The organism is Halomonas sp. MCCC 1A11062 (assembly GCF_021404355.1).
Lineage (GTDB): Bacteria > Pseudomonadota > Gammaproteobacteria > Pseudomonadales > Halomonadaceae > Halomonas > Halomonas aerodenitrificans.
This window is the reverse complement of record NZ_JABFTW010000002.1, coordinates 43410-64866: the sequence shown is the minus strand read 5'-3', so window position 1 is coordinate 64866 and position 21457 is coordinate 43410. Positions and strand designations below refer to the sequence as shown.

Here is a 21457-nt window from a genome sequence, read left to right as displayed (position 1 = left end):
CGGGCCTCGTCGTTTTCTGCGTCTGGAGATATAGCCTAGATATAGCCTAGAATCGCCGTCGGCGGCGCTGCGGCAACCGCAGTCCCGGCAGCACCAGCAGCGCGCTGAGTAGCCACACCGGCCAGCTGCCGGTGCGAGTGAAGGGCGTCAAGCCCTGCATCGGTACGGCCTCGGCGAGCAGTGCCACGGTCTCGAACTGAGGCGCTCTGGCCACCACCTGACCATACTGGTCGATGACGGCGGTCACCCCGTTGCTGGTGGCGCGCACCACGTAGCGGCCGTTCTCCAGCGCCCGCAGGCGGGCCATCTGCAAGTGCTGCAGTGGACCGATCGACTCGCCGAACCAGGTGTCGTTGGACACCGTCAGAAGCAGTTCGCTATCGCGGGCCTGCTGGGCCACCAGATCGGCGTAGATGATCTCGTAGCAGATGGCGTTGCCGATCACCGTGCCGGCGGCACGGATTGGCCGCTGCCCCGAGGGGCCGGGGGTCATTGCCGGCATCGGCAGGTCGAAGAAGGCGATGGTGCCGCGCAGCCAGCGCTCCAGCGGCAGGTACTCACCGAAGGGTACCAGGCGCTCCTTGCGGTATTCGCCTTCGGCGTTGCCCAGTCCGATCACGCTGTTGTAGTAGAGTCCGCGGCCCTCGCGCTGGAGAATGCCGGTCAGCAGGGCGCTGCCCGGCACCAGATGGGCCTGGGCCCGGGCCAGCAGCGGTTCGGCCTCGTCTTCGAACATCGGCAGCGCCGCCTCGGGCCAGACGATCAGGTCGGCGTCGTCGGCGTAGGCCCGGGTCATCTCCAGATAGGTATTGGCGGCGATGCGCTGACCCTCGGGGGTCCACTTGATCAGTTGGTCGAGGTTGCCCTGCAGCAGAGCGACCCGCAGCGGCTCGCCTGCCGGCTCGGTCCACTGGGTCGGCAACGTCAGCGGGACCAGCCACATGGCGGCGATGGGCGCGGCCGCCCACCAGCGGCGACGCAGGAATTCCGCGCCTAGGGTGCCGCTGAGCGCAACGATCAGCGAGAGCAGATAGACCCCGCCAATGGGCGCCCAGGGCGCCAGCGGCGAATCGACGTGGGAGCTGCCCAGCAGCAGCCACGGGAAGCCGGTGAACAGCCAGGTGCGCAGCCATTCGCCCAGTACCCAGGCGCCGGCGAAGGTAAGAAAAGCCAGGCGCTGACCGCACAGCAGGCGGTAGAGCCATAGCGCCGCGGCAACGAACAGCGCCATGGCGCAGACGAACAGCACGGTGAGGAAGAGCGCCAGCGGCATCCCGGTGTAGCCGTAGTCGTGGATCGACACGTAGACCCAGGAGGCACCGGAGCCGAACAGGCCGACCCCGTAGCACCAGCCGAGGAAGGCGGCCTGGCGCGCCCCCAGGGGCCGAATTGCCCAGTAGACGAGCCCTGCGGCCAGCGGCCCCAGCCACCACAGTTCGTAGGGCGAGGCAGTCAGCGTGGTCAGAACGCCAGCAACGAGCGCGGCCAGATAGCCGAATACAGGCGTCGGACGTTTGTTTGTCATGGGAGTTGGCATCCTGAGGCAGCCGGATCAATCCTGGGGTGGAGTTGCTTCGTCCTGCAGAACGGCTTCCAGCAGGCGTATGCGCCGGTTGTCTGCATTGAGCACGGTGAAGCGCCAGCCGCCGAGCTCGGTATGCTCGCCGCGCCCGGGCAGGTGGCCGAAGCGCTGCATCACCAGCCCGCCGACGGTATCGAACTCATCGTCGGAGAAGCGCGTGCCGAAGCGCTCGTTGAAGTCCTCGATCGGGGTCAGTGCGCGAATGGCGTAGCGCCCCTCGCCGAGGGTGCGGATGTCGTCGTCCTCGTCGGTGTCGTGCTCGTCCTCAATGTCGCCGACGATCTGTTCGAGGATGTCCTCGATGGTGACGATCCCGGCGGTGCCGCCGTACTCGTCGACCACCACCGCCATGTGGTTGTGAGTGTCGCGAAACTCCTTGAGCAGGCTGTTGAGCCGCTTCGATTCCGGCACGAACATGGCGGGGCGCAGCACGTCCTCGAGGGAGAAGCGCTCACGCTCCTCGGCGGGACGGTTGAGCAGCTTGAGCAGATCCTTGACCAGCAGCAGACCCTTGACCTCGTCGAGGTTCTCGCCGATGACCGGATAGCGTGAATGACCGGTCTCGTTGATCAGCGCCAGGTACTCCTCGGCAGGCTGGTCCACGGCGATGGCGGCCACCTGGGAGCGCGGGATCAGCACCTCACGAACCTGCTGGTCGCTGATCTGCAGTGCGCCTTCAATGATCATCATGGCGTCCTGGTCCAGCTTGAGGCGGGTGGCCGCTTCGCGCAGGAACTCCATCAGCTCCTCCCTCGAACTGGGGCCTTCGCTGTCCCCCGAGAGGGCGCCGAGCAGTTTGTCGAGCCATGACCTTCCGCTTTGGCTGCTCGTTCGGTCTTCACTCATCGCTAGAGTCTCTCGTCCATGCTGTCGTCTTGTTGTTCGGGGTGATCCGCTGCATAGGGGTCGGCAATGCCGAGGTCCGCCAGGATGTCGCGCTCGAGCTGCTCCATCGCCTCGGCTTCCTCATCCTCGAGGTGATCGTGACCGAGCAGGTGCAGCATGCCGTGCACCACCAGATGGGCATAGTGATGTTCGAGTCGCTTGGACTGCTCGGCGGCTTCGCGTTCCACCACCGGATGGCACAGCACCAGATCGCCGAGCAGCGGCAGCGCGATGCCGGGCGGGCCATCGAAGGGAAAGGAGAGCACGTTGGTCGGCTTGTCGCGACCGCGATAGTCGCGATTCAGCGCCTGGCCTTCGTCGGCATCGACGAAGCGCACGGTTACCTCGTGGCGCGTCTCCCCCGGAAAGCGTGCCAGCACGGCGGCGACCCAGTTCTCCAGCGCTGCCTGTGCCGGCAGTTCCCGGTCGGATAGCGCAGCCTGGCGGTCGACGATGGGCGCCGGGGTCATCATCTTATGCCGTCATCCCTGTTGCGTTCACGCTCCTGACGCAGGGCCTCGCGCTCGCGTTCGCGGGCTTCGCGGCGGGCGCGCTCCTGCACTTCCTGCTCGGCCTCGAAGCTCTCGTAGGCCTCGATGATGCGCTGCACCAGCGGATGACGCACGACGTCCTTGGCGGCGAAATGTGTCACCCCGATGCCGGCGGTGCCCCTGAGCACCTCGAGCACCTGGATCAGCCCGGAGCTCTGGCCGCGGGGCAGGTCGACCTGGGTCACGTCGCCGGTGATCACCGCGGTGGAGCCGAAACCGATGCGGGTGAGGAACATCTTCATCTGCTCGCGGGTGGTGTTCTGGCTCTCGTCGAGAATGATGAAGGCGTTGTTCAGGGTGCGTCCGCGCATGTAGGCCAGCGGAGCGATCTCGATCACCTGGCGCTCGATCAGCTTGCCCACCTGCTCGAAGCCGAGCATCTCGTAGAGCGCATCGTAGAGCGGGCGCAGGTAGGGGTCGATCTTCTGGGCCAGATCGCCCGGCAGGAAACCGAGCTTCTCTCCCGCCTCCACGGCCGGACGCACCAGCAGGATGCGACGCACCTCCTGCTGGTTGAGCGCTTCCACCGCCGCGGCGACGGCCAGGTAGGTCTTGCCGGTGCCGGCCGGGCCGATGCCGAAGTTGATGTCGTGCTGGCGAATGCTGGCGACGTAGTTCTGCTGGTTCTGCCCGCGGGGCTTGATCAGCACCTTGGGCGTACGCAGTAGCACCTCGCCGTCGGCGGGACCTTCCTCTTCGTCCAGTGCTTCACGCCCTGACTCTTGCAGGAACAGGTGCACGGTATCCGGTGACAGCGGGCTGGCTTCGGCCTCGCGATAGAGGTGCTCCAGCACGTTGGCGGCGGCCTTGACCCGATGTCCGGGACCGGCCAGTTGAAAGACGTTGCCGCGGTTGCGCAGGGTGACGCCGAGGCGTGATTCGACCAGTTTGAGATGCTCGTCCCTTTGGCCGCAAAGGTTGGCGAGACGCTGTGGATCGTTGGGCTCGAGGCTCAATGTGATGATGCGGTTGGCCTGTGCGGCGTGTTGACTCAAGGTGTCGGAATCCATGCGTTGCGTGTATTGGCTCCCAGCTTAATGCCCTGCCTTTCGGCAGGGCAATGCTTTCGACTCACGTTGCCCGTCTGCGGACGGATAACATGCCTGCCTGCCCTCATTGTAGCGTCGGGGAAGCCAGTTCGCCGCGCAGTGAATTGGGCAGTGCCTCGGTGATAGTGACCTCGACGAAGTGGCCGATCAGCTCGGTGGGGTTGGCGGCGCTGAAGTTGACCACGCGGTTGTTCTCGGTACGCCCCGACAGCTGCCCGGGGTCCCTGGGTGAGAAACCGCTGACCAGGATGCGCTGCGTGGTGCCCACCATGCGCCGCGAAATCTGCATCGCCTGCTGGTTGATGCGATCCTGCAGGATCGCCAGACGCTGCTTCTTGACGCTCTCCGGGGTGTCGTCGGGCAGTGCCGCGGCCGGTGTGCCGGGCCGCGCCGAATAGACGAAGCTGAAGGAGTGGTCAAAGCCGATGCGATGGATCAGGTCCATGGTGGCCTCGAAGTCTTCCTCGGTCTCACCGGGAAAGCCGATGATGAAGTCGGAAGAGAAGCTGATGTCGGGGCGCAGCGCACGAATGCGCTCCATTTTCTCCACGTACTCCTCGACCGTGTGGCCGCGCTTCATGGCGGCGAGGATACGGTCGGAGCCGGCCTGAACCGGCAGGTGCAGGTGGCTGACCAGCTCGGGAATCTCGCCGTAGGCCTCGATCAGGCTGTCGCTGAACTCCACCGGGTGCGAGGTGGTGAAGCGAATACGGTCGATGCCCTCCACCGCCGCCACGCAGGCGATCAGCTCGGCCAGATCGATCTCGTCGCCGAGCCGGTTCTCGCCGCGGTAGGCGTTGACGTTCTGGCCCAGCAGGTTGATCTCGCGCACGCCCTGATCGGCCAGGTGGATCACCTCGTCCATCACCGCCTCGAACGGGCGCGATACCTCTTCGCCGCGGGTATAGGGCACCACGCAGAAGGTGCAGTACTTGGAGCAGCCCTCCATCACCGAGACGAAGGCGGTCGCACCGTCGGAGCTGGGCTTGGGCAGGTGGTCGAACTTCTCGATCTCGGGAAAGGTGACGTCGACCACCGAAATCTGATTGTCGCGGCGGGCATCGAGCATCGCCGGCACCCGGTGCAGGGTCTGGGGGCCGAACACCATGTCGACGTAAGGCGCACGCTTGCGCAATGCCTCGCCTTCCTGGCTGGCCACGCAGCCGCCCACGCCGATCACCAGATCGGGGTTGGCCTCCTTGAGTTTCTTCCAGCGGCCGAGCTGGTGGAAGACCTTTTCCTGGGCCTTCTCGCGAATCGAGCAGGTATTGAGCAGGATGACGTCGGCTTCGCCTTCGTCGTCGGTCAATTCGAGCTGGTGAGATTCGCCGAGTAGATCCGCCATGCGTGCGGAGTCGTACTCGTTCATCTGGCAGCCGTGGGTCTTGATGAAGAGTTTCTTCGCCATAGGATAGAGGGTCGGTCGTCCGACGCGTGCGTCACCGGTGAGTGGAGTGTCGCGGGAATTGGCCTTGTGGCCGTCCTCGAAGGTGGCGGTATTATACGGAAGGCAGCCTGATGGGGCCAGTAGGGGCACCGCGTCCAGGGACGCCTGTGGTACGCTAGCCCCTTGGCGGTCCCGTAGCGGGACATCTAATTCGCGCAACCGAACGTTGAGGACAGACGGCCTTATGGCGGCCAAGCCGATCTATCGGGTGGTTTTCCACCAGCAGGGTGAAGTCTGGGAGCTCTATGCCAGGGAGATCTACCAGAGCGAACTTTGGGGTTTCATCGAGGTCGAGGAATTTGTCTTCGAGGACGGTTCGAAGCTGGTAGTCGATCCCTCGGCCGATCGCCTGCGTCACACCTTCGATGGCGTCAAGCGCAGCTATCTGCCGCTGAACGCCATCGTGCGTATCGACGAGGTCGAGCGTGAGGGACCGGCCAGGGCCGTCAAGAGCGAGGGGCGCATTGCGGAGTTTCCGCGTGGTCCGATGCTGCCGCCGAAGAGCGAGCGCTGACAACAATGAACGCAGGGAACGGCATGCCCGCGGTCTGCTCAGGAAATGACCATCCTCTCGCAGGCCAGTGCCAGGGTGCCAGACAGCCGCCTTTCCAGCGGTTTTCCCGGGGTTTATCCACAGATCCTGTGGATAGGCCAGTGAAAGAGAGATTTTGCCAAGGGTTTGTCGATGGCAGGCCCGCGGCTTTGATAGCCAGGACACCGGCATGAAGCATCGATTCAGATTTTTTCTCGCAGGCGTCGCGCTTAGCGTGTCGGCGCTGCCGCTGCATGCCCAGCAGGCGGAAGACAACGCGCGTTGGGTTTCCGATGAGTTGACTACCTACGTGCGCAGCGGCCCGACCGACGGCTATCGCATCGTCGGTACCCTGACGGCCGGCGAGCCGGTTACTTTGCTCGAAACCAGCGGCAACTACAGCCGGGTCGAAAACGGTGACGGCAGTCGTGTATGGATACTGAGCAACGAGCTGCAGTCGTCGCCGAGTGCGAGCTACCAGTTGCCGCGCCTGGAAGCGCAGGTGGCAGAGCTCGAGGCTGAGCTGGGCGGCATCAACGAGACCTGGGAGAACCGGGTCTCGGCCATGACCGAAACCCTCGACGTGCGCGAGCAGCGCATCGCCGAGCTGGAAGCGCGTAACCGCGAGCTCGACAGCGAGGCTGACCGCTCGCGTAGTACCATCCGCCAGCTCCAGGCACGTCTGGACACCCAGGAAGAAGACCTGCTGATGCGCTACTTCATGTACGGCGGTGGTGTGGCCGGGGCTGGTCTGCTGGTCGGGTTGATCGTTCCCCACCTGCCGCGCAAGCGGCGCAAGCGCGACCGCTGGTTCTGATGACGAGGCATGGACGATGACGCGTGAATGGCTCGACCGCTGGCGCGAGGGTCGTATCGGCTTTCATCGCCACGACACGCATCCGGCGCTGTTGCGCCACTGGCCAAGGCTGAAGATACGCGCGGGCACCAAGGTGCTGGTACCGCTGTGTGGCAAGAGCCTGGACATGCGCTGGCTGGCCAATCGCGACCACCCCGTGCTGGGCATCGAGCTGTCCCGGGAGGCGATCGAGCAGTTCGTCGATGAGGGTACCGGCGAGGTGTCCCGTTACCAGCAGGGGCCGTTTGCGATTTGCCGTCAGGGCAGCGTGGAGCTGTGGTGCGGCGACTTCTTCCATTTTCATATCGATCAGGCGGCCGAGATCGGTGCCTTCTATGATCGTGCCGCGCTGATCGCTCTGCCGCCCGCTACCCGCCAACGCTACGCTTTTCATCTCGCGCAGCTGATTCCGCCCGGCATGCGCGGGCTGCTGATCTCGCTGTCGCGCGCACCGGGAGACGAAAGCGCCGGCCCGCCTTATCACGTGCCGGCCGATGAGGTTCGCGAGTTGTTCGAGCCCAATTTTCAGGTCACTCACCTGGAGGATGGCGAGCCGGAGGCGGGCAGCGGGTTTCGTGAGAGCGTGTGGGCGCTTACCCGGCGCGGGCCTTTGACTTGAGTGGCAATCGTGGGTGGTATCAAACGCCAAAGGGCCGTCCGGTGGGCGGCCCTTTCGCATGGTGCGGCTGGGCATGATGTGGCCTGAGGCCAAGAGGCTCAGCGGGCCAGCAGCTGAGCCAGCTCCGGGTCGCTGAAGGCGCGATCCAGGGCGTCGCCGATCAGGTCGTTGAGCATGCGGCGGTTGGCGTCACGCCCCGGGCGCACGGCGTAGCTCTGGGTGCGGCGAGCGGTGTAGGTGCCGGTGTAGGTGGTGCCCTGGTTGGTCACTTTGACCTCGAGTACCGCTTCCATCCGTGCTTCATCGATGACCGGGCGGTTCTCGCCACGCTCGTAGCCGAGGTGCAGCATCGTGACCGTCAGGCCAGGGCGACCGCTACCCGGCTCGCTGGTCGGTGAAAAGCCCATGTCGCGAACGGCCCGCTCTGCCTCGCGCTGCAGGTTCGGTATCAGCTCGTGGGCGCTGACGGTAATCACTGCCGTAGACATGGCGCTGCCGGTGCGAGTGCCGATCACATCGCTGTCGCGCTCGTCCACGGCGGCTACCGTTACGGCCTGGCCGCTGCCTGTCTGGGGAACGGCGGTGCTGCGCTGTGGGTTCAACTGGAGGTAATGGGGGCTGGCGCAGCCGGTCAGCAGGGCGGTGGCCAACAGAACGGCTGCGGCACACAAGGCATTACGTCGATTCATTCTCGCTCCCGGATTCGTCTTGCGGGGCCAGGGGGTGGCCCGAGCTTGGCCGTGCGTGAAGCGTATAAGAGTGCTCGCTTCAGTCACTTGCGCAGTATATCGCCAGCGCGTTGCGGGCAACAGCGTTGCGCCAGGCGTAGGCATTACGGTTACACTCTGTTTTTCACTCGACGAAGATCGAGCTTTTCGCCTCTCAGGAGAGGAAGATACTGCATGATACGCCCTGCCACGACCGAGGACATTCCGCAGCTCGTCGACATCTGGCTGCGTGCCTCGCTGCTGGCCCATGACTTCATCCCCGCCGGGTTCTGGCGCGAACGCGCCGAAGACATGGCGAACCTCTACCTGCCCGGTGCGGAGACCTACGTGCTCGAGGCCGCCGGGCGCGCCGTGGGATTTGCCGCACTCAACGACGAACACCTTGAGGCGCTGTTCATCGATCCTGAGCTGCAGAGCTTCGGTCACGGCACCCACCTGATGGCCCATGCCATGAGCAAGCGGGAGCGGATTACCCTGTGCGTCTATTCACGTAACGTGCGTGCCGTCTCCTTCTATCACCGCCTGGGCTTCAAGATTCTCGAGGAGCGCACGGAGCCGCTCAGCGGTGAGGAGGAGACGCTCATGGTCTGGTCGCGGACGCCAAGCGAGGCCGACTGATGCCCCTCAGCTCACCGTTTCGGGGGTGGGGGCGGTCTGCTGGGTGCGCTCATCGGGAAATCGATGCCAGCGCCGGGGAATGGCGTACAGACGCGTGCCGCGGGTGAGATGGAGCCTTTCGTAATCGGCGTGGCTCACCGTGGCCAGCCAGGGTTCGCCCAGCCAGTCTGCCTCCAGCTCCACGCGCACTTCGGCTCCCACCGGCGAGATAGCGGTCACGCACACCGGCAGGTGAGCGTGCTGCGTAGCGCTGGGTGCGAGTTCGAGCTCGTGGGGGCGCAGCAGCAGCTCTTCGGGACCATCCTCGAGGTCCACGGCCAGACGGGCGTCACCGCAGGTCAGCACGCCGTCGCGCACCGTGCCTTCGAGGTGATTGACGTCGCCCAGGAACTCGAACACGAAGCGGTTGGCCGGATGACGATAGAGTTCGTCGGGGGTGTCGATCTGCTCGATGCGACCGTTGCTCATCACCACCACGCGGTCGGAGAGCTCCAGCGCCTCTTCCTGGTCGTGGGTGACGAACAGGCTGGTGAAGTTGAGCTCGTCGTGCAGGTGGCGCAGCCAGCGGCGCAGCTCCTGGCGCACCTTGGCATCCAGCGCGCCGAAGGGTTCGTCGAGCAGCAGCACGTCGGGGCGCAGGGCCAGGGCACGCGCCAGCGAGACCCGCTGCTGCTGACCGCCGGAGAGCTGGGCGGGGTAGCGGTGGGCCATGTGCTCGAGCTTGACCATCTCCAGCAGGCGATGCACCCGGCTGCGGATCTCGCCGCTCGAAGGGCGGCTCTTGCGCGGCATCACCGTGAGACCGAAGGCCACGTTGTCGAACACCGTCATGTGCCGGAACAGCGCGTAGTGCTGAAAGACGAAGCCGATGCGCCGGTCGCGCACGTGCAGATGGGTCACGTCGCGCTCGCCGAACAGAATGCGGGCGCCGGCGACGTTATCCGCCGTCTCCAGTCCGGCAATGATGCGCAACAGAGTGGTCTTGCCGGAACCGGACGGACCCAGCAGGCCGACCAGCTCGCCTTCGGCGATGTCCAGATCGATCGGCTCCAGCGCCTGGGTTCTGCCGAAGTGCTTGCCGATCTCGTGAAGGCGGATGCTCATGAGTGAACCTCCCGGCGCGCAGCGCGCCATTCCAGGCCGGCCTTGGCGACCAGCGTGAGCAGGGCAATCAATGCCAGCAGCGATGCGCTGGCAAAGGCGCCCACGGTATTGTAGTCCTGATAGAGCTGCTCCAGGTGCAGCGGCAGGGTGTTGGTCTGGCCGCGGATGGCGCCGGAGACCACGGAGACGGCGCCGAACTCGCCGACCGCCCGGGCGTTGGTCAGGATCACGCCGTAGAGCAGCGCCCAGCGGATGTTGGGCAGCGTGACCCGGCGGAAGATCGTCCAGCCCGGGGCGCCCAGGGTCACGGCGGCCTCTTCCTCGCGGGAGCCCTGGGCCTGCATCAGCGGGATCAGCTCGCGGGCAACGAACGGGCAGGTGACGAAGATGGTCACCAGCAGGATGCCGGGCCAGGCGAACATCAACTGGATGTCGTGGCCGTCCAGCCAGCTGCCCAGCCAGCCGGTGCGGCCGTAGAGCAGCAGGTAGACCAGCCCCGCCACCACCGGGGAGACGGCGAAGGGAATGTCGATCAGGGTCTGCAGGATGCGCCGCCCCGGGAAGCGGAAGCGGGTCACCAGCCAGGCCAGCGCCACGCCGAACACCAGGCACACCGGAATCGTCAGCACGGCGATGAACAGGGTCAGCTGGATCGCCGCCAGGGTGTAGTGGTTGGTGACGTTGGCCCAGAACACGTCGATGCCCCGGGCGAAGGCCTGGGCGAAGATCGCCACCAGCGGCAGCAGCAGGAACAGCGCCGCCAGCACTACGGCGGCGCCGATCAGCAGGCGCCTAACGGCGACGCCATCTCCGATTCGTTGCATCAGCCGTGTCCTCCATGCAGGCGCTTGATGAAGCGGCCCTGCCAGATGTTGATGGCGAGCAGCAGGGCCAGCGAGACGAACAGCACCACCGAGGCGATGGCCGAGGCGCCGGCGTAGTCGTACTCCTGCAGGCGCACGAAGATCATCAGCGCGGTGATCTCGGTCTCGTAGGGCATGTTGCCGGCGATGAAGATGATCGCGCCGAATTCACCCAGCGAGCGCACGAAGGCAAGCCCGGTACCGGTCACCAGGGCCGGCCACAGGTGCGGCAGGATCACGCGGCGAAAGCCGGTGAAGTCCGAGGCGCCGAGGGTAAGCGCGGCCTCGTCCATCTCGTGGGGCATGTCCTCCAGCACCGGCTGCACCGTGCGCACCACGAAGGGGATGCTGGTGAAGGACATGGCCAGGGCGATGCCCACCCAGGTGTAGGCCACCTGCAGCCCGAGTGGTTCGAGCAGTTGCCCCATCCAGCCGTTGCTGGAGTAGAGCGTGGCCAGGGTGATGCCGGCCACGGCGGTGGGCAGGGCGAAGGGCAGGTCCATCAGTGCATCGAGCAGGCGCTTGCCGGGGAAGGTGTAGCGCACCAGTACCCAGGCCAGCAGCAGGCCGAAGGCGGCGTTGACGATGGCTGCCACGGCGGCGGCTCCAATGGTCACCACGTAGCTTGCCACCACCCGCTCGTTGGTGATGATGGCCCAGTACTCGGCCAGGCTGAGCCCCGCCAACTGGCCGAACAGGCCGGTCATGGGCAGCAACAGCATCAGCGAGACGAAGGTCAGGCTGATGCCGAGCGACAAACCGAAGCCCGGCAGCACCCGCTTGGGGGTGCTGCCGAGGCCGATGGCGAAGGAACGACTACTCATCGTGTCTCGCTTGCGTCGGGCATGTCAGGCGCCGTCGCTATCAGCGGCGGCGTTGCAGCTGGTCGAGCAACCCGCCGCTACCGAAATGGGTTTCCATCGCTTCTTCCCAGCTGCCGGCAATGTCTTCTACCAGCAGCAACTCGGTCTCGGGGAAGTGATCGGCGAACTCTTCGACGACCGTCTCGTGATGCACGCGATAGTTGAAGCCGGCCAACTGACGCTGGGCCTCTTCGCTGTAGAGGTACTCCACATAGGCTTTGGCCAGGTCGAGATTGCCGTTACGCTCGGCGTTGGGCTCGACCACCGCCACCGGGAACTCGGCCAGGATGCTGACCGGCGGCACGATCACTTCGTAGTCTTCCTCGCCGTACTCCTGGCGAATGTTGTTGACCTCGGACTCGAAGCTGATCAGCACGTCGCCCAGACCACGCTCGATGAAGCTGGTGGTGGCGCCGCGACCGCCGGTGTCGAACACTGCCACGTTGCGCAGGAAGGTGCGCATGAAGTCGTGGATCTGCTCTTCATCGCCGTCGAACTGCTGCTGAGCGAAGCCCCAGGCGGCCAGGTAGGTGTAGCGGCCGTTACCCGAGGTCTTGGGATTGGGGAAGACCATGCGCACGTCTTCACGCACCAGATCGTCCCAGCTCTCGATGCCCTTGGGGTTGTCCTTGCGCACCAGGAAGGCGGTGGTGGAGTAGTAGGGCGAGGCGTTGTTGGGCAACTGCTCCTGCCAGTCCTCGGCCACCAGGCCGGCATCGGCCAGCACCTGCACGTCGGTCACCTGGTTGTAGGTCACCACGTCGGCGCGCAGACCCTGCAGAATGGCACGGGCCTGGGCCGAGGAGCCGCCATGGGACTGCTGAACGCCGATCTCTTCACCGTGTTCCGCCTGCCAGTGGTTGCGGAACTCGGGATTGATCGCGGCGAACAGCTCGCGGGCGATGTCGTAGGAGGAGTTGAGGATCTCGCGCTCGGCAGCCACCGCCGGCGCTGCCAGGCCAAGACCCAGGGCAGCGGCGATGAGGGTGCGGCGAAGAGAGGGAAGTCGCATGGGACGTCTCCGGCAAAGGGAACTTGGTAGCAAGAGTATGTCCGGCAAAGTGGAATTACAATCCGTGTTTTTATTCTATTTCTCTATAAGCTTCATTGGCGGTGTCTGTCGGGTGCCCGGCGGTCGGGGCAGTCTGTTAATATGACGCCTCTTTCCCGTGCGATGGCTGTTATTCCCATGAGCGACATGAACCGCGACTTCCTGATTGCCCCCTCCATCCTCTCCGCCGATTTCGCCCGGCTGGGCGAGGAAGTCGACCGGGTCCTGGCCGCCGGGGCGGACATCGTCCACTTCGACGTGATGGACAACCATTACGTGCCCAATCTGACCATCGGCCCCATGGTGTGCGAGGCGCTGCGCAAGCATGGCGTCACCGCCCCCATCGACGCTCACCTGATGGTCAAGCCGGTGGATCGTCTGATCGGCGACTTCATCGATGCCGGGGCAAGCTACATTACCTTCCACCCGGAGGCATCCGAGCATATCGATCGCTCGCTGCAGCTGATCCGCAGCGGCGGCTGCAAGGCCGGCCTAGTGTTCAACCCGGCAACGCCTCTGTCCTACCTCGATTACGTGATGGACAAGGTCGACATGATCCTGCTGATGAGCGTCAATCCTGGTTTCGGTGGGCAGGCCTTCATCCCGGGCACGCTGGACAAGCTGCGCGAGGCGCGCCGTCGTATCGATGCCTCGGGCCGCGACATTCGCCTTGAGATCGACGGCGGGGTGAAAGTCGACAACATCGCCGAGATCGCCCGGGCCGGTGCCGATACCTTCGTTGCCGGTTCGGCGATCTTCAGCGCCGGTCGCGACGGTGACCCCAACCGTTACGACAGCGTCATCCGCGCCTTCCGCGAGCAGTTGGCGATGGTGTAGCCAGGCGCGCGATGGACGATCCGTTGCCCGTTACGTGGTACCTCTACATGGTCGAAACCCGGCAGGGGATGCTCTACACCGGCATCACCACCGACGTCGAGCGGCGCCTGGCGCAGCATGAGGCCGGGCGGGGCGCCAAGGCCCTGCGCGGGCGCGGGCCGCTGGCACTGGTGCATCATGAGCCGGTGGGCAGCCACGGCGAAGCGCTACGCCTCGAGGCCGAGGTCAAGCGTCTCTCGGCAGCGCGCAAGAGAAGCTGGTTGCAAGACCGGCAGGGCCAAGAGGAGTTGCCATGCACCCCATCCTGAACGACATACGCCTGATCAGCTTCGACCTGGACGGCACCCTGGTGGACTCCGTGCCCGACCTGGCGGTGGCCGTGGATGCCAGCCTGGTCGAGCTGGGGCTGCCCGTCGCCGGCGAGGCGCGGGTGCGCGACTGGGTGGGCAACGGCTCGCTGAAGTTGATGGAGCGGGCACTGACCTTCGCCCGGCACGCGTCCCCCGACGAGGTGCTGCTGGCGCGGGCTCACGAGGCCTTTCTCGCACACTACGGGCGCGACCCCGGCTCACGCACGCGGCTCTATCCCGGCGTGCGCGAAGCGCTGGATGCTTTGCGGGACGGCGACAGGATCCTGACGCTGGTCACCAACAAGCCGTTCGCGTTCATCCTCCCGATCCTGGCGCAGTTCGGGCTCGAAGCTCACTTCGCGCTATGCCTGGGTGGCGACAGCCTGCCGCAGAAGAAGCCCGACCCGGCACCGCTGCTGCACGTGGCGGCGCAATTCGGCCTGCCGCCCTCGGCCTGTCTGATGGTGGGCGACTCCCGTCACGACGTTGCCGCCGGTCAGGCCGCCGGCTTCCGCACCCTGGCCGTGCCCTATGGTTACAACCATGGCGAACCGGTGCACGATAGCCGCCCGGATGCGCTGGTTGATTCACTGGCGGAACTCGTTTAGGGTGATTTTCGATCCTTATCAATGACCTCGGAATCCTTCCGTTTGCCTATTCCTGCGGGAAACGCTTCGATGGACAGCATGATGCTGCATGACGACTCCTTAACCCGTGGTTGCCTGCGTCGGGCAGCTGACACGACGGTGCTATTTTCTGCCCAGCCCGCCGCTTGGCGATGGTGAAGCTCGCTGAAGCATCACCCTGATTCACCATCCGTCACCGTCATATCTCGAGGGCTCCGTCATGATGACTCCCGAACGTTTCCTTGCGCTGGCCGAGGCCGGTTACAACCGCATTCCGGTCACCCGCGAGGTGCTGGCCGATCTCGATACGCCGCTGTCGACCTATCTCAAGCTGGCCGACGAGCCCTGGACCTTCCTGCTGGAATCGGTGCAGGGCGGCGAAAAGTGGGGACGCTACTCGATCATCGGCCTGCCTTCTCACGAGCGCATCGAAGTGCGCGGCTTCACTGTCAGCCACGTACGCCAGGGCGAATGCATCGAGCGTGTGGAGGTGGAGGATCCGCTGGCCTGGATCGAGGAGTTCCAGGGGCGTTTCCGGGTGCCCAACCTCGATGACCAGCCGCGCTTCGACGGCGGTCTGGTGGGTTACTTCGGCTACGACACCATTCGCTACATCGAACCGCGTCTCAGAGGCGTGGAGAAACCCGATCCGCTGGGCGTGCCCGACATTCTGCTGATGGTGTGCGACGAGCTGGTGGTGTTCGATAACCTCTCGGGCCGGCTGACGCTGTGGACCCATGCCGACCCCGCCGCTGCGGATGCCTTTGCCACGGCGGTGGCGCGCCTCGAGGGCCTGGAGCGGCGCCTGCGCAGCGCAGGTGTCCAAGCCGCCAGTCCCGGCACCGGACGCAGCGCGGTGGAAGAGGGACACTTCACCTCGGGCTTCACCGAGGCCGGTTTCAAGGCGGCGGTGGAGAAGATCAAGGAGTACGTGCTGGCCGGCGACGTCATGCAGTGCGTCCCTTCGCAGCGCATGTCGATTCCCTATCGTGCCTCGCCGCTGGACCTGTACCGCGCGCTGCGCAGCCTCAACCCCTCGCCCTACATGTTCTTCTTCAACCTGGACGACCACCATGTGGTGGGCTCCTCTCCGGAGATTCTCACCCGGCTGGAGGAGGGCGAGGTCACGGTACGGCCCATCGCCGGCACCCGGGTGCGCGGCAAGACCGAGGAGGAGGACCGGGCACTCGAGGCCGAGCTGCTGGCCGATCCCAAGGAGATCGCCGAACACCTCATGCTGATCGACCTGGGGCGCAACGACGTGGGGCGCATCAGCGAGACGGGGTCGGTACAGGTGACCGATCAGATGGCAGTGGAGCGCTACTCTCACGTGATGCACATCGTTTCCAACGTCACCGGACGCCTGAAGCCGGGCCTCAGCGCCATGGACGTGCTGCGCGCCACCTTCCCGGCGGGCACGCTTTCGGGGGCACCCAAGATCCGCGCCATGGAAATCATCGACGAGCTGGAGCCGGTCAAGCGCGGCATCTATTCCGGCGCGGTAGGGTATCTTTCCTGGCACGGCAACATGGACACCGCCATCGCCATTCGTACCGCGGTGATCAAGGATGGTGAGCTACACGTGCAGGCCGGGGCCGGCGTGGTGGCCGATTCCGTGCCCGAGCTGGAGTGGCAGGAGACGCTCAACAAGGGGCGCGCCATCTTCCGTGCCGTGGCCATGGCCGAGAAGGGCTTGGATAACCTCTAGGCACTTTCTTGAATTCTCTACGCTTGGCCATACGGCAAACGGCGCCCCTTCGTAGCAGGGGCGCCGTTTGCGAACTGAGACGAGAGATGCCTTATGCGTCCTCGGTGTCGTCCCGCTCTACCTCTTCGTTCTTTTCCACATCTTCACCTTCTGCCGACTCCTCACCCTCTACCGCGTCGGCTTCGGCGTTGCTCTCTTCGTCTGCTTTCTCTTCCTCTTCGCCCAACGTCAGGGCGGTGCGGATCAGCTTGGCGTTGTGACGCATCATGGCAACGTAGTTGGTGGCATCGCCATCGGGTTCGCTGAGGGAGTCGACATACAGCGGGCCGGCAATCGGCAGCTCCGTGTCGGCGGCGATGCTGCGAATGTAGCGGTCCGAGAGTGTGCTTTCCCAGAACAGGGCGCCTGGCTGGGCCTGCTCGATCAAGTCGACGATGCGCATGACCTGCTGGGGCGAGCCCTCGGTTTCGGCATTGCTGCCCCACACGCCGTCATGACGAAAGCCGTAGGCATCGGCGAAATAGACGAAAGCCGCTTCCGTGGTGATCAGCAAGCGTTGCTCCTCGGGAATCGGCGCGAGTATCTCGCCGATCTCTTCGTGTAGTCGAGCGAGGGTTTCCCTGGCAGCGGCGGCGCGCGCCTGGAAGTTGTCGGCGGCCTCGGGGTGGAGCTCGCTGAGCTGGTCGGCAATCACCTTCATGTAGGCTGCCACGGCGCGCGGGTCCATCCACAGGTGCGGGTCGGGCTCGCCGGTGTATTCACCCGTGACGATGGGTTGAGTCGGGTATTCCGTGGCTTCCGCCACCGGCACCAGCGGTGCCCGGTTGCCCACCGTGGCGTAAACCTGGCGCATCCACTGCTCGAGCTGGTAGCCGTTGTAGAAGACGAGGTCGGCATCCTCCAGGGCAATGAAATTGTTGGGTGTCAGCTCCCACTCATGGACTTCGGCCCCTACCGGGGTCAGCACCACCAGTTCGATATCGTTACCGCCGACTTTGTTGACCAGGTCGCCAAGAATCGAGAAGCTGGCGACCACTTTGGGATTGGCTGCCGCTGCCGTAACGCTGCCGACCATGGCGGCTAGAGGCAGGGTCAGCCAGATACAGGCACGGCGGGTAAAGCGCATCGTCAATCTCCTTTTCGCGGTAGCGCACTGCCCGATGATAGAGACTGGGAGGTACGCTGGCCAGCCGCGACTGTCCTGGCCGCTGATGAACGCGCCGGCCGGGGGCATCTTGCGTTGACAGCTCGGCTGCCTGGGCGGCACTATTGCGTCATGAACGCAAACGCCTATATGCCGAATTCGATCCAGTGGTGGCGCTCCTGAGCGAGGGGCGGCGCGCTGACGACTGAACGAAATGCCGCCGTCGGGCGGCTTTTTTGTGTCCGCAGCAGAACTGCATGGCCGGCCGCGCACGACGAAACATTGAAAAGATTCGCTGGAACAGGACCTTCTCGCCATGTCCGTGCTGATGATAGACAACTATGACAGCTTCACCTTCAACGTGGTGCAGTATCTTGGCGAACTTGGTGCCGAGGTGGCCACCTATCGCAACGACGCCATCACCCTGGAGCAGATGGAAGCGCTGGCGCCGAGCCATCTGGTGATCTCGCCCGGTCCTTGCACCCCCAACGAGGCGGGCATCTCGCTGGCTGCCATTCAACACTTCGCCGGTCGTTTGCCGATCCTCGGCATCTGCCTCGGCCATCAGGCGATCGGTCAGGTCTACGGCGGCAAGGTGGTACGCGCCCCGCAGGTGATGCACGGCAAGACCTCACGCATCCGCCATAATGGTCTTGGTGTCTTCACCGGCCTCGAGGATCCGCTGGAGGTCACGCGCTACCATTCACTGGTCGTGGAAGCCGACACGCTGCCCGAGTGCCTCGAGGTGACCTCCTGGACCGACGATGACGACGTGACCCCCGGTCTGATCATGGGGCTGCGTCACCGTGAGCTGGATATCGAAGGCGTGCAGTTCCACCCGGAGTCGATTCTGACGCGTCAGGGGCATGAGCTGCTGGCCAATTTTCTCAAGCGCCGCTGAGCCGCCCGTATAGAGGAGTGCCTGCCCATGCAGATGCGAGACGCCATTGCCGCGGTGATGCGCCGTGAAAACCTTAGTTTCGACCAGACCCATGCCGTCATGCAGCAGATCATGACCGGCGAGGCCAGCGATGCGCAGATCGGCGGTTTTCTGGTCGGTCTGGCGATGAAGGGGGAGACGGCCGAGGAGATCGGTGCCGCCGCCCAGGTGATGCGCGAGCTGATGAAGCGTGTCCACCTTCAGCGCAGCGAGAACGTGGTGGACATCGTCGGTACCGGCGGCGACGGCGCCAACCTGTTCAACGTCTCGACCGCTTCCAGCTTCGTTGCTGCGGCTGCCGGCGCCCAGGTGGCCAAGCACGGCAATCGCAGCGTTTCATCCTCTTCGGGCAGCGCCGATCTGTTCGACATGGCGGGCATTCATCTCGACCTCCGGCCGGAGCAGGTGGCGCGCTGCATCGAGCACGTCGGTGTAGGCTTCATGTTCGCCCCCAACCATCATCCCGCCATGCGCTTTGCCATTGGCCCGCGGCGCGAGATGGGAGTGCGTACCCTGTTCAACATTCTCGGGCCGTTGACCAACCCCGCCGGGGCGCCGAACCAGGTGCTTGGGGTCTACTCGGCCGAGCTGGTGCCGCTGATGGCCGAGGTGCTGCGTCAGCTTGGTAGCCGTCACGTCATGGTGGTTCACGCCGAGGACGGTCTCGACGAGATCTCCCTGGCTGCGCCGACCCAGGTCGCCGAGCTCAAGGACGGCGAGATTCGTCGTTACACCATCGCACCCGAGGACTTCGGCATCGAGCGGCAGGCACTGAGCCCCTTGAAGGTGGTCAGCGCCGAGGACAGCCTGCGGCTGGTGCGCGAGGCGCTGGTGGGCGAGGGGCCGGCGGCCGACATCGTCTCCCTCAACGCCGGAGCGGCACTCTACTGTGCCGGTATCGCCGATACGTTGAAGGAAGGCGTGATGATGGCCCAGGACGCCCAGGCCTCCAAGCTGCCGCTGGAAAAGATGAAGGAGCTTGCCGACTTCACCCGCGTGCTGGTTTCCTGAGCCGTGACCTGCAGCGCAGCCACGGCCAGCCAAGCGCAGCAAACACCAGAGGGGTCGCCATACGGCGTCCCCTCTCGTTTTTGGCCTTCTCGTTTTTGGCTATGCGTTTCTGGCTATGGCTTCACCGTTATTCGGGTCAAAAGCGATAGGTGGCGCTGAGGCGGAAATCACGGCCGGGGTCGGGCAGGCCGTGAGCAACGTCGCCGGCATCGCCGTAGCTGGCGTGATCGAAGTACTGTTTGTCGAAGACGTTGTTGACTCGCAGCGACAGCGTCAACTGATCACCGACCAGCGGATGCCAGCTGGCATAGATGTCGTTGACGCCATAGCCGGCCTTCTCTGGGTAACCATCGGCCACCTTGGTCAGTCGCTCCGCAAAGCGTCCCGTCCAGCCGAGATCGATATCGTCAGTGGCCTGGAAGTTCACGTTGGCCACCCAGGTATCGCCGATGCTGGTGCCAATGGCCATATCATCGTCGCTGAGCGGTACACCTTCGAGCTCGGGCCTGGCACGGCTGTAGGCGAGCGAGGCCTCCAGGCGATCCCAGTCGTAGCCGATCCGGGCGTTGAAGCCACGGGTCTTGAGCTCGCCCAGATTGCCAAGTACGGCAGGCGTGACCTGACCCACCACGTCGTCGATGCGCGTCTCGAACACTTCCGCCGCCAGATAGAGGTTGCCGTAGCGATAGGTGGCGCCCAGCTCGACGTTCTCGGCGACTTCTTCCTTGCGATCCTCCGCATTGCGATAATAGTCGAGCACGAACAGCTCCTTGACCTGGGTGCCACGAATGGCGCGCGCCCAGCCGCCATGCAAGGTCAGCTGTTCGGTGGCGTCGAAGCGCAGGCCCAGGTTGGGGCTCCAGCCGGATTCGCTGAAGGAGTTGCCGGTCAGGTGCTCGTCCAGCTCGAACCAATCATGACGCGCACCGGCACTGAGCCGCAGGCGCTCGGTCAACTGATAGTGGTTCTGCAGGTAAAGGCCTACCACGCTACCTTCTTCGCGGTCGGTACCGTACAGAGGACTGCGCAGGCGGGCCTCGTCCTTGCGGTAGTCGACACCGTAAGTCAGGGTGAGGTCGCCGACCTGGCTGTGGTTGCGCAGGTCGCCGCCGTGGCTCTGCATGGCGCCGATATAGTCGCCGAAGGGGCCATTAATGTGCTCCAGAGATGCCTCGGTGTGATATAGCGTCAGGTCCAGATCGAGCCAGTCATTTTTGCTCGAGGTGAAGCCGTAGTTCCCGGTCACCGTCTCGCGCACCACTTCCTGGTCGATGGGGGCGTTGCGTGCGCTGGGAATCCAGTGGGGGCGATGCAGGCGATAGGCTTCGTCCTCGCTGCGCTCGTAGCTCAACCGGAGCCGCTGCTCATCGGTGAGCTGCCCCACCAGCTTGGCGAAGCCGGTGAACCTCTCGCTGCCCGTGTAGGGCTGAGTGTTGCCGTCGGCATCCTTGTAGTCGCCGTGATCGGTCTGGGTCAGCATGGCCAGGCCGCTCCAGTTATCGGTGAGTCTGCCGTAGAGCGAAGCGGAGGCCCGGTAGCCATCGGTGTTGCTGAAATAGCCACCTTTCAGCAGTGCGCCGAAGCTCTGGCCTGGACGCAGCAGATCCTCAGGGTCCTTGGTCACGAAGCGAATGGCGCCACCCAGCGCGCCGGGACCGTTGGTCGCCTCCCCGGCGCCGGCGACGATATCGACCTGCTTGAGCAGCTCCGGCTCGACCACCAGGCGGCCCTGGTGATGGAACAGATACCCGGACTGAGTGGCTCCGTCCACGGTAACGTTGAGCATGGTGTCTTCCAGCCCACGCACGTAGACCTTTTGAGCGGCCGGCGCCCCGCCCCCTACGGCGACGTCGGGCATGTCGGCAAAGATATCCTGCAGCTCGGAAGCTTGGCGACGCTCGAGCGCCTCTGCGCTGACGCTCTGGCCGCTCTCGCTGACACGTTCCCCGGTGATCTGCAGAGTGTCGAGCTGTTGAGGACCGTTTTGGGCCAGTACGGCGGGACTGGCGCTGACAAGAGCAATAGCCAGCCACAAGGGATTGAGCGGCCAGGCGTTGCCGCGGGTAGATAGAGATATCATAGAATGATCCGAG

Annotated in this window: 22 protein-coding genes; 10 read left to right on the top strand and 12 right to left on the bottom strand. The window is 64.7% G+C overall.

Annotation, left to right across the window (positions count from 1 at the left end; genetic code table 11):
* Nucleotides 1-46: 46 nt before the first annotated feature.
* The 5 genes from lnt to miaB form a co-directional block, all read right to left on the bottom strand.
* Entirely contained in the window at nt 47-1525 is a 1479-nt protein-coding gene (gene lnt / locus HOP58_RS02810) for an apolipoprotein N-acyltransferase (protein WP_234253894.1), read from the bottom strand.
* A gap of 27 nt (nt 1526-1552) precedes the next feature.
* The gene (locus HOP58_RS02805) at nt 1553-2428 is read right to left on the bottom strand and encodes a transporter associated domain-containing protein (protein WP_035590543.1); all 876 of its coding nucleotides are present in this window, start codon (nt 2426-2428) and stop codon (nt 1553-1555) included.
* 2 nt (nt 2429-2430) lie between these two features.
* Nucleotides 2431-2937: an rRNA maturation RNase YbeY gene (gene ybeY, locus HOP58_RS02800; RefSeq protein WP_035590560.1), complete on the bottom strand. Its 507-nt coding sequence runs from the start codon at nt 2935-2937 to the stop codon at nt 2431-2433.
* A complete protein-coding gene (locus HOP58_RS02795) occupies nt 2937-4013 on the bottom strand; it encodes a PhoH family protein (RefSeq protein ID WP_026037985.1) in 1077 nt (358 codons plus the stop codon). Before HOP58_RS02795 ends, ybeY begins: the two co-directional genes overlap by 1 nt.
* Before the next feature lie 118 nt (nt 4014-4131).
* The gene (gene miaB / locus HOP58_RS02790) at nt 4132-5475 is read right to left on the bottom strand and encodes a tRNA (N6-isopentenyl adenosine(37)-C2)-methylthiotransferase MiaB (RefSeq protein ID WP_234253895.1); all 1344 of its coding nucleotides are present in this window, start codon (nt 5473-5475) and stop codon (nt 4132-4134) included.
* Nucleotides 5476-5698: 223 nt separating this feature from the next.
* On the opposite strand from miaB, the gene HOP58_RS02785 reads away from it, so the two are divergent.
* From HOP58_RS02785 to HOP58_RS02775, 3 genes are all read left to right on the top strand, one after another.
* Nucleotides 5699-6028, top strand: coding sequence for a DUF1820 family protein (locus HOP58_RS02785; RefSeq protein WP_010627368.1), 330 nt, complete (start codon nt 5699-5701; stop codon nt 6026-6028).
* 208 nt (nt 6029-6236) lie between these two features.
* The gene (locus HOP58_RS02780; RefSeq protein WP_010627369.1) at nt 6237-6863 is read left to right on the top strand and encodes a TIGR04211 family SH3 domain-containing protein; all 627 of its coding nucleotides are present in this window, start codon (nt 6237-6239) and stop codon (nt 6861-6863) included.
* A 16-nt stretch (nt 6864-6879) separates the two neighbouring features.
* A complete protein-coding gene (locus HOP58_RS02775; protein ID WP_234259474.1) occupies nt 6880-7521 on the top strand; it encodes a thiopurine S-methyltransferase in 642 nt (213 codons plus the stop codon).
* Between the two features lie 98 nt (nt 7522-7619).
* Here HOP58_RS02775 and HOP58_RS02770 read toward each other — a convergent pair whose 3' ends face one another.
* Entirely contained in the window at nt 7620-8210 is a 591-nt protein-coding gene (locus HOP58_RS02770; RefSeq protein ID WP_010627371.1) for a YajG family lipoprotein, read from the bottom strand.
* 213 nt (nt 8211-8423) lie between these two features.
* Between HOP58_RS02770 and HOP58_RS02765 the strand changes: the two genes are divergently transcribed.
* Nucleotides 8424-8867 (top strand): GNAT family N-acetyltransferase, encoded by a 444-nt coding sequence (locus HOP58_RS02765; RefSeq protein ID WP_234259473.1) that lies wholly within the window; start codon nt 8424-8426, stop codon nt 8865-8867.
* Nucleotides 8868-8873: 6 nt separating this feature from the next.
* Here the strand turns inward: HOP58_RS02765 and HOP58_RS02760 are convergent, their stop codons facing one another.
* Genes HOP58_RS02760 through cysP form a run of 4 tightly spaced genes read right to left on the bottom strand, consistent with a single transcriptional unit; the run spans nt 8874 to nt 12709 of the window.
* A complete protein-coding gene (locus HOP58_RS02760) occupies nt 8874-9971 on the bottom strand; it encodes a TOBE-like domain-containing protein (RefSeq protein WP_234259472.1) in 1098 nt (365 codons plus the stop codon).
* Nucleotides 9968-10795: a sulfate ABC transporter permease subunit CysW gene (cysW, locus tag HOP58_RS02755; protein ID WP_010627374.1), complete on the bottom strand. Its 828-nt coding sequence runs from the start codon at nt 10793-10795 to the stop codon at nt 9968-9970. Before cysW ends, HOP58_RS02760 begins: the two co-directional genes overlap by 4 nt.
* Nucleotides 10795-11658: a sulfate ABC transporter permease subunit CysT gene (gene cysT, locus HOP58_RS02750; RefSeq protein WP_234259470.1), complete on the bottom strand. Its 864-nt coding sequence runs from the start codon at nt 11656-11658 to the stop codon at nt 10795-10797. Before cysT ends, cysW begins: the two co-directional genes overlap by 1 nt.
* A gap of 40 nt (nt 11659-11698) precedes the next feature.
* The gene (gene cysP, locus HOP58_RS02745) at nt 11699-12709 is read right to left on the bottom strand and encodes a thiosulfate ABC transporter substrate-binding protein CysP (protein ID WP_234259469.1); all 1011 of its coding nucleotides are present in this window, start codon (nt 12707-12709) and stop codon (nt 11699-11701) included.
* Nucleotides 12710-12886: 177 nt separating this feature from the next.
* On the opposite strand from cysP, the gene rpe reads away from it, so the two are divergent.
* The 4 genes from rpe (at nt 12887) to trpE (ending at nt 16269) form a co-directional block, all read left to right on the top strand.
* On the top strand, nt 12887-13585 hold the full coding sequence (gene rpe / locus HOP58_RS02740; RefSeq protein ID WP_234259468.1) for a ribulose-phosphate 3-epimerase: 699 nt from the start codon (nt 12887-12889) through the stop codon (nt 13583-13585).
* A gap of 11 nt (nt 13586-13596) precedes the next feature.
* Nucleotides 13597-13893: a GIY-YIG nuclease family protein gene (locus tag HOP58_RS02735; RefSeq protein WP_234259467.1), complete on the top strand. Its 297-nt coding sequence runs from the start codon at nt 13597-13599 to the stop codon at nt 13891-13893.
* Complete coding sequence (locus HOP58_RS02730) at nt 13878-14543, top strand: phosphoglycolate phosphatase (RefSeq protein ID WP_234259466.1); 666 nt, start codon at nt 13878-13880, stop codon at nt 14541-14543. Before HOP58_RS02735 ends, HOP58_RS02730 begins: the two co-directional genes overlap by 16 nt.
* 241 nt (nt 14544-14784) lie before the next feature.
* Nucleotides 14785-16269 carry an anthranilate synthase component I gene (gene trpE / locus HOP58_RS02725; RefSeq protein ID WP_010627382.1) on the top strand — a complete coding sequence of 495 codons (1485 nt, stop codon included), beginning with the start codon at nt 14785-14787 and terminating at the stop codon, nt 16267-16269.
* A 91-nt stretch (nt 16270-16360) separates the two neighbouring features.
* Here trpE and HOP58_RS02720 read toward each other — a convergent pair whose 3' ends face one another.
* Nucleotides 16361-17395, bottom strand: coding sequence for a zinc ABC transporter substrate-binding protein (locus HOP58_RS02720; RefSeq protein WP_234259465.1), 1035 nt, complete (start codon nt 17393-17395; stop codon nt 16361-16363).
* Nucleotides 17396-17729: 334 nt separating this feature from the next.
* Between HOP58_RS02720 and HOP58_RS02715 the strand changes: the two genes are divergently transcribed.
* Both HOP58_RS02715 and trpD read left to right on the top strand, forming a co-directional pair.
* The gene (locus tag HOP58_RS02715) at nt 17730-18314 is read left to right on the top strand and encodes an aminodeoxychorismate/anthranilate synthase component II (RefSeq protein ID WP_234253903.1); all 585 of its coding nucleotides are present in this window, start codon (nt 17730-17732) and stop codon (nt 18312-18314) included.
* A 27-nt stretch (nt 18315-18341) separates the two neighbouring features.
* Entirely contained in the window at nt 18342-19364 is a 1023-nt protein-coding gene (trpD, locus tag HOP58_RS02710; protein ID WP_234259464.1) for an anthranilate phosphoribosyltransferase, read from the top strand.
* A gap of 136 nt (nt 19365-19500) precedes the next feature.
* Here trpD and HOP58_RS02705 read toward each other — a convergent pair whose 3' ends face one another.
* Complete coding sequence (locus HOP58_RS02705) at nt 19501-21444, bottom strand: TonB-dependent receptor (protein ID WP_234253904.1); 1944 nt, start codon at nt 21442-21444, stop codon at nt 19501-19503.
* Nucleotides 21445-21457: the final 13 nt, after the last annotated feature.

Excerpts from the sequence above, each read along its gene's own strand:
- lnt (WP_234253894.1), bottom strand. The coding sequence starts at position 1,525 with ATGACAAACAAACGTCCGACGCCTGTATTCGGCTATCTGGCCGCGCTC.
- HOP58_RS02805 (WP_035590543.1), bottom strand. The coding sequence starts at position 2,428 with ATGAGTGAAGACCGAACGAGCAGCCAAAGCGGAAGGTCATGGCTCGAC.
- ybeY (WP_035590560.1), bottom strand. The coding sequence starts at position 2,937 with ATGACCCCGGCGCCCATCGTCGACCGCCAGGCTGCGCTATCCGACCGG.
- miaB (WP_234253895.1), bottom strand. The coding sequence starts at position 5,475 with ATGGCGAAGAAACTCTTCATCAAGACCCACGGCTGCCAGATGAACGAG.
- HOP58_RS02785 (WP_010627368.1), top strand. The coding sequence starts at position 5,699 with ATGGCGGCCAAGCCGATCTATCGGGTGGTTTTCCACCAGCAGGGTGAA.
- HOP58_RS02780 (WP_010627369.1), top strand. The coding sequence starts at position 6,237 with ATGAAGCATCGATTCAGATTTTTTCTCGCAGGCGTCGCGCTTAGCGTG.
- HOP58_RS02775 (WP_234259474.1), top strand. The coding sequence starts at position 6,880 with ATGACGCGTGAATGGCTCGACCGCTGGCGCGAGGGTCGTATCGGCTTT.
- HOP58_RS02770 (WP_010627371.1), bottom strand. The coding sequence starts at position 8,210 with ATGAATCGACGTAATGCCTTGTGTGCCGCAGCCGTTCTGTTGGCCACC.
- HOP58_RS02765 (WP_234259473.1), top strand. The coding sequence starts at position 8,424 with ATGATACGCCCTGCCACGACCGAGGACATTCCGCAGCTCGTCGACATC.
- HOP58_RS02760 (WP_234259472.1), bottom strand. The coding sequence starts at position 9,971 with ATGAGCATCCGCCTTCACGAGATCGGCAAGCACTTCGGCAGAACCCAG.
- cysW (WP_010627374.1), bottom strand. The coding sequence starts at position 10,795 with ATGCAACGAATCGGAGATGGCGTCGCCGTTAGGCGCCTGCTGATCGGC.
- cysT (WP_234259470.1), bottom strand. The coding sequence starts at position 11,658 with ATGAGTAGTCGTTCCTTCGCCATCGGCCTCGGCAGCACCCCCAAGCGG.
- cysP (WP_234259469.1), bottom strand. The coding sequence starts at position 12,709 with ATGCGACTTCCCTCTCTTCGCCGCACCCTCATCGCCGCTGCCCTGGGT.
- rpe (WP_234259468.1), top strand. The coding sequence starts at position 12,887 with ATGAGCGACATGAACCGCGACTTCCTGATTGCCCCCTCCATCCTCTCC.
- HOP58_RS02735 (WP_234259467.1), top strand. The coding sequence starts at position 13,597 with ATGGACGATCCGTTGCCCGTTACGTGGTACCTCTACATGGTCGAAACC.
- HOP58_RS02730 (WP_234259466.1), top strand. The coding sequence starts at position 13,878 with ATGCACCCCATCCTGAACGACATACGCCTGATCAGCTTCGACCTGGAC.
- trpE (WP_010627382.1), top strand. The coding sequence starts at position 14,785 with ATGACTCCCGAACGTTTCCTTGCGCTGGCCGAGGCCGGTTACAACCGC.
- HOP58_RS02720 (WP_234259465.1), bottom strand. The coding sequence starts at position 17,395 with ATGCGCTTTACCCGCCGTGCCTGTATCTGGCTGACCCTGCCTCTAGCC.
- HOP58_RS02715 (WP_234253903.1), top strand. The coding sequence starts at position 17,730 with ATGTCCGTGCTGATGATAGACAACTATGACAGCTTCACCTTCAACGTG.
- trpD (WP_234259464.1), top strand. The coding sequence starts at position 18,342 with ATGCAGATGCGAGACGCCATTGCCGCGGTGATGCGCCGTGAAAACCTT.
- HOP58_RS02705 (WP_234253904.1), bottom strand. The coding sequence starts at position 21,444 with ATGATATCTCTATCTACCCGCGGCAACGCCTGGCCGCTCAATCCCTTG.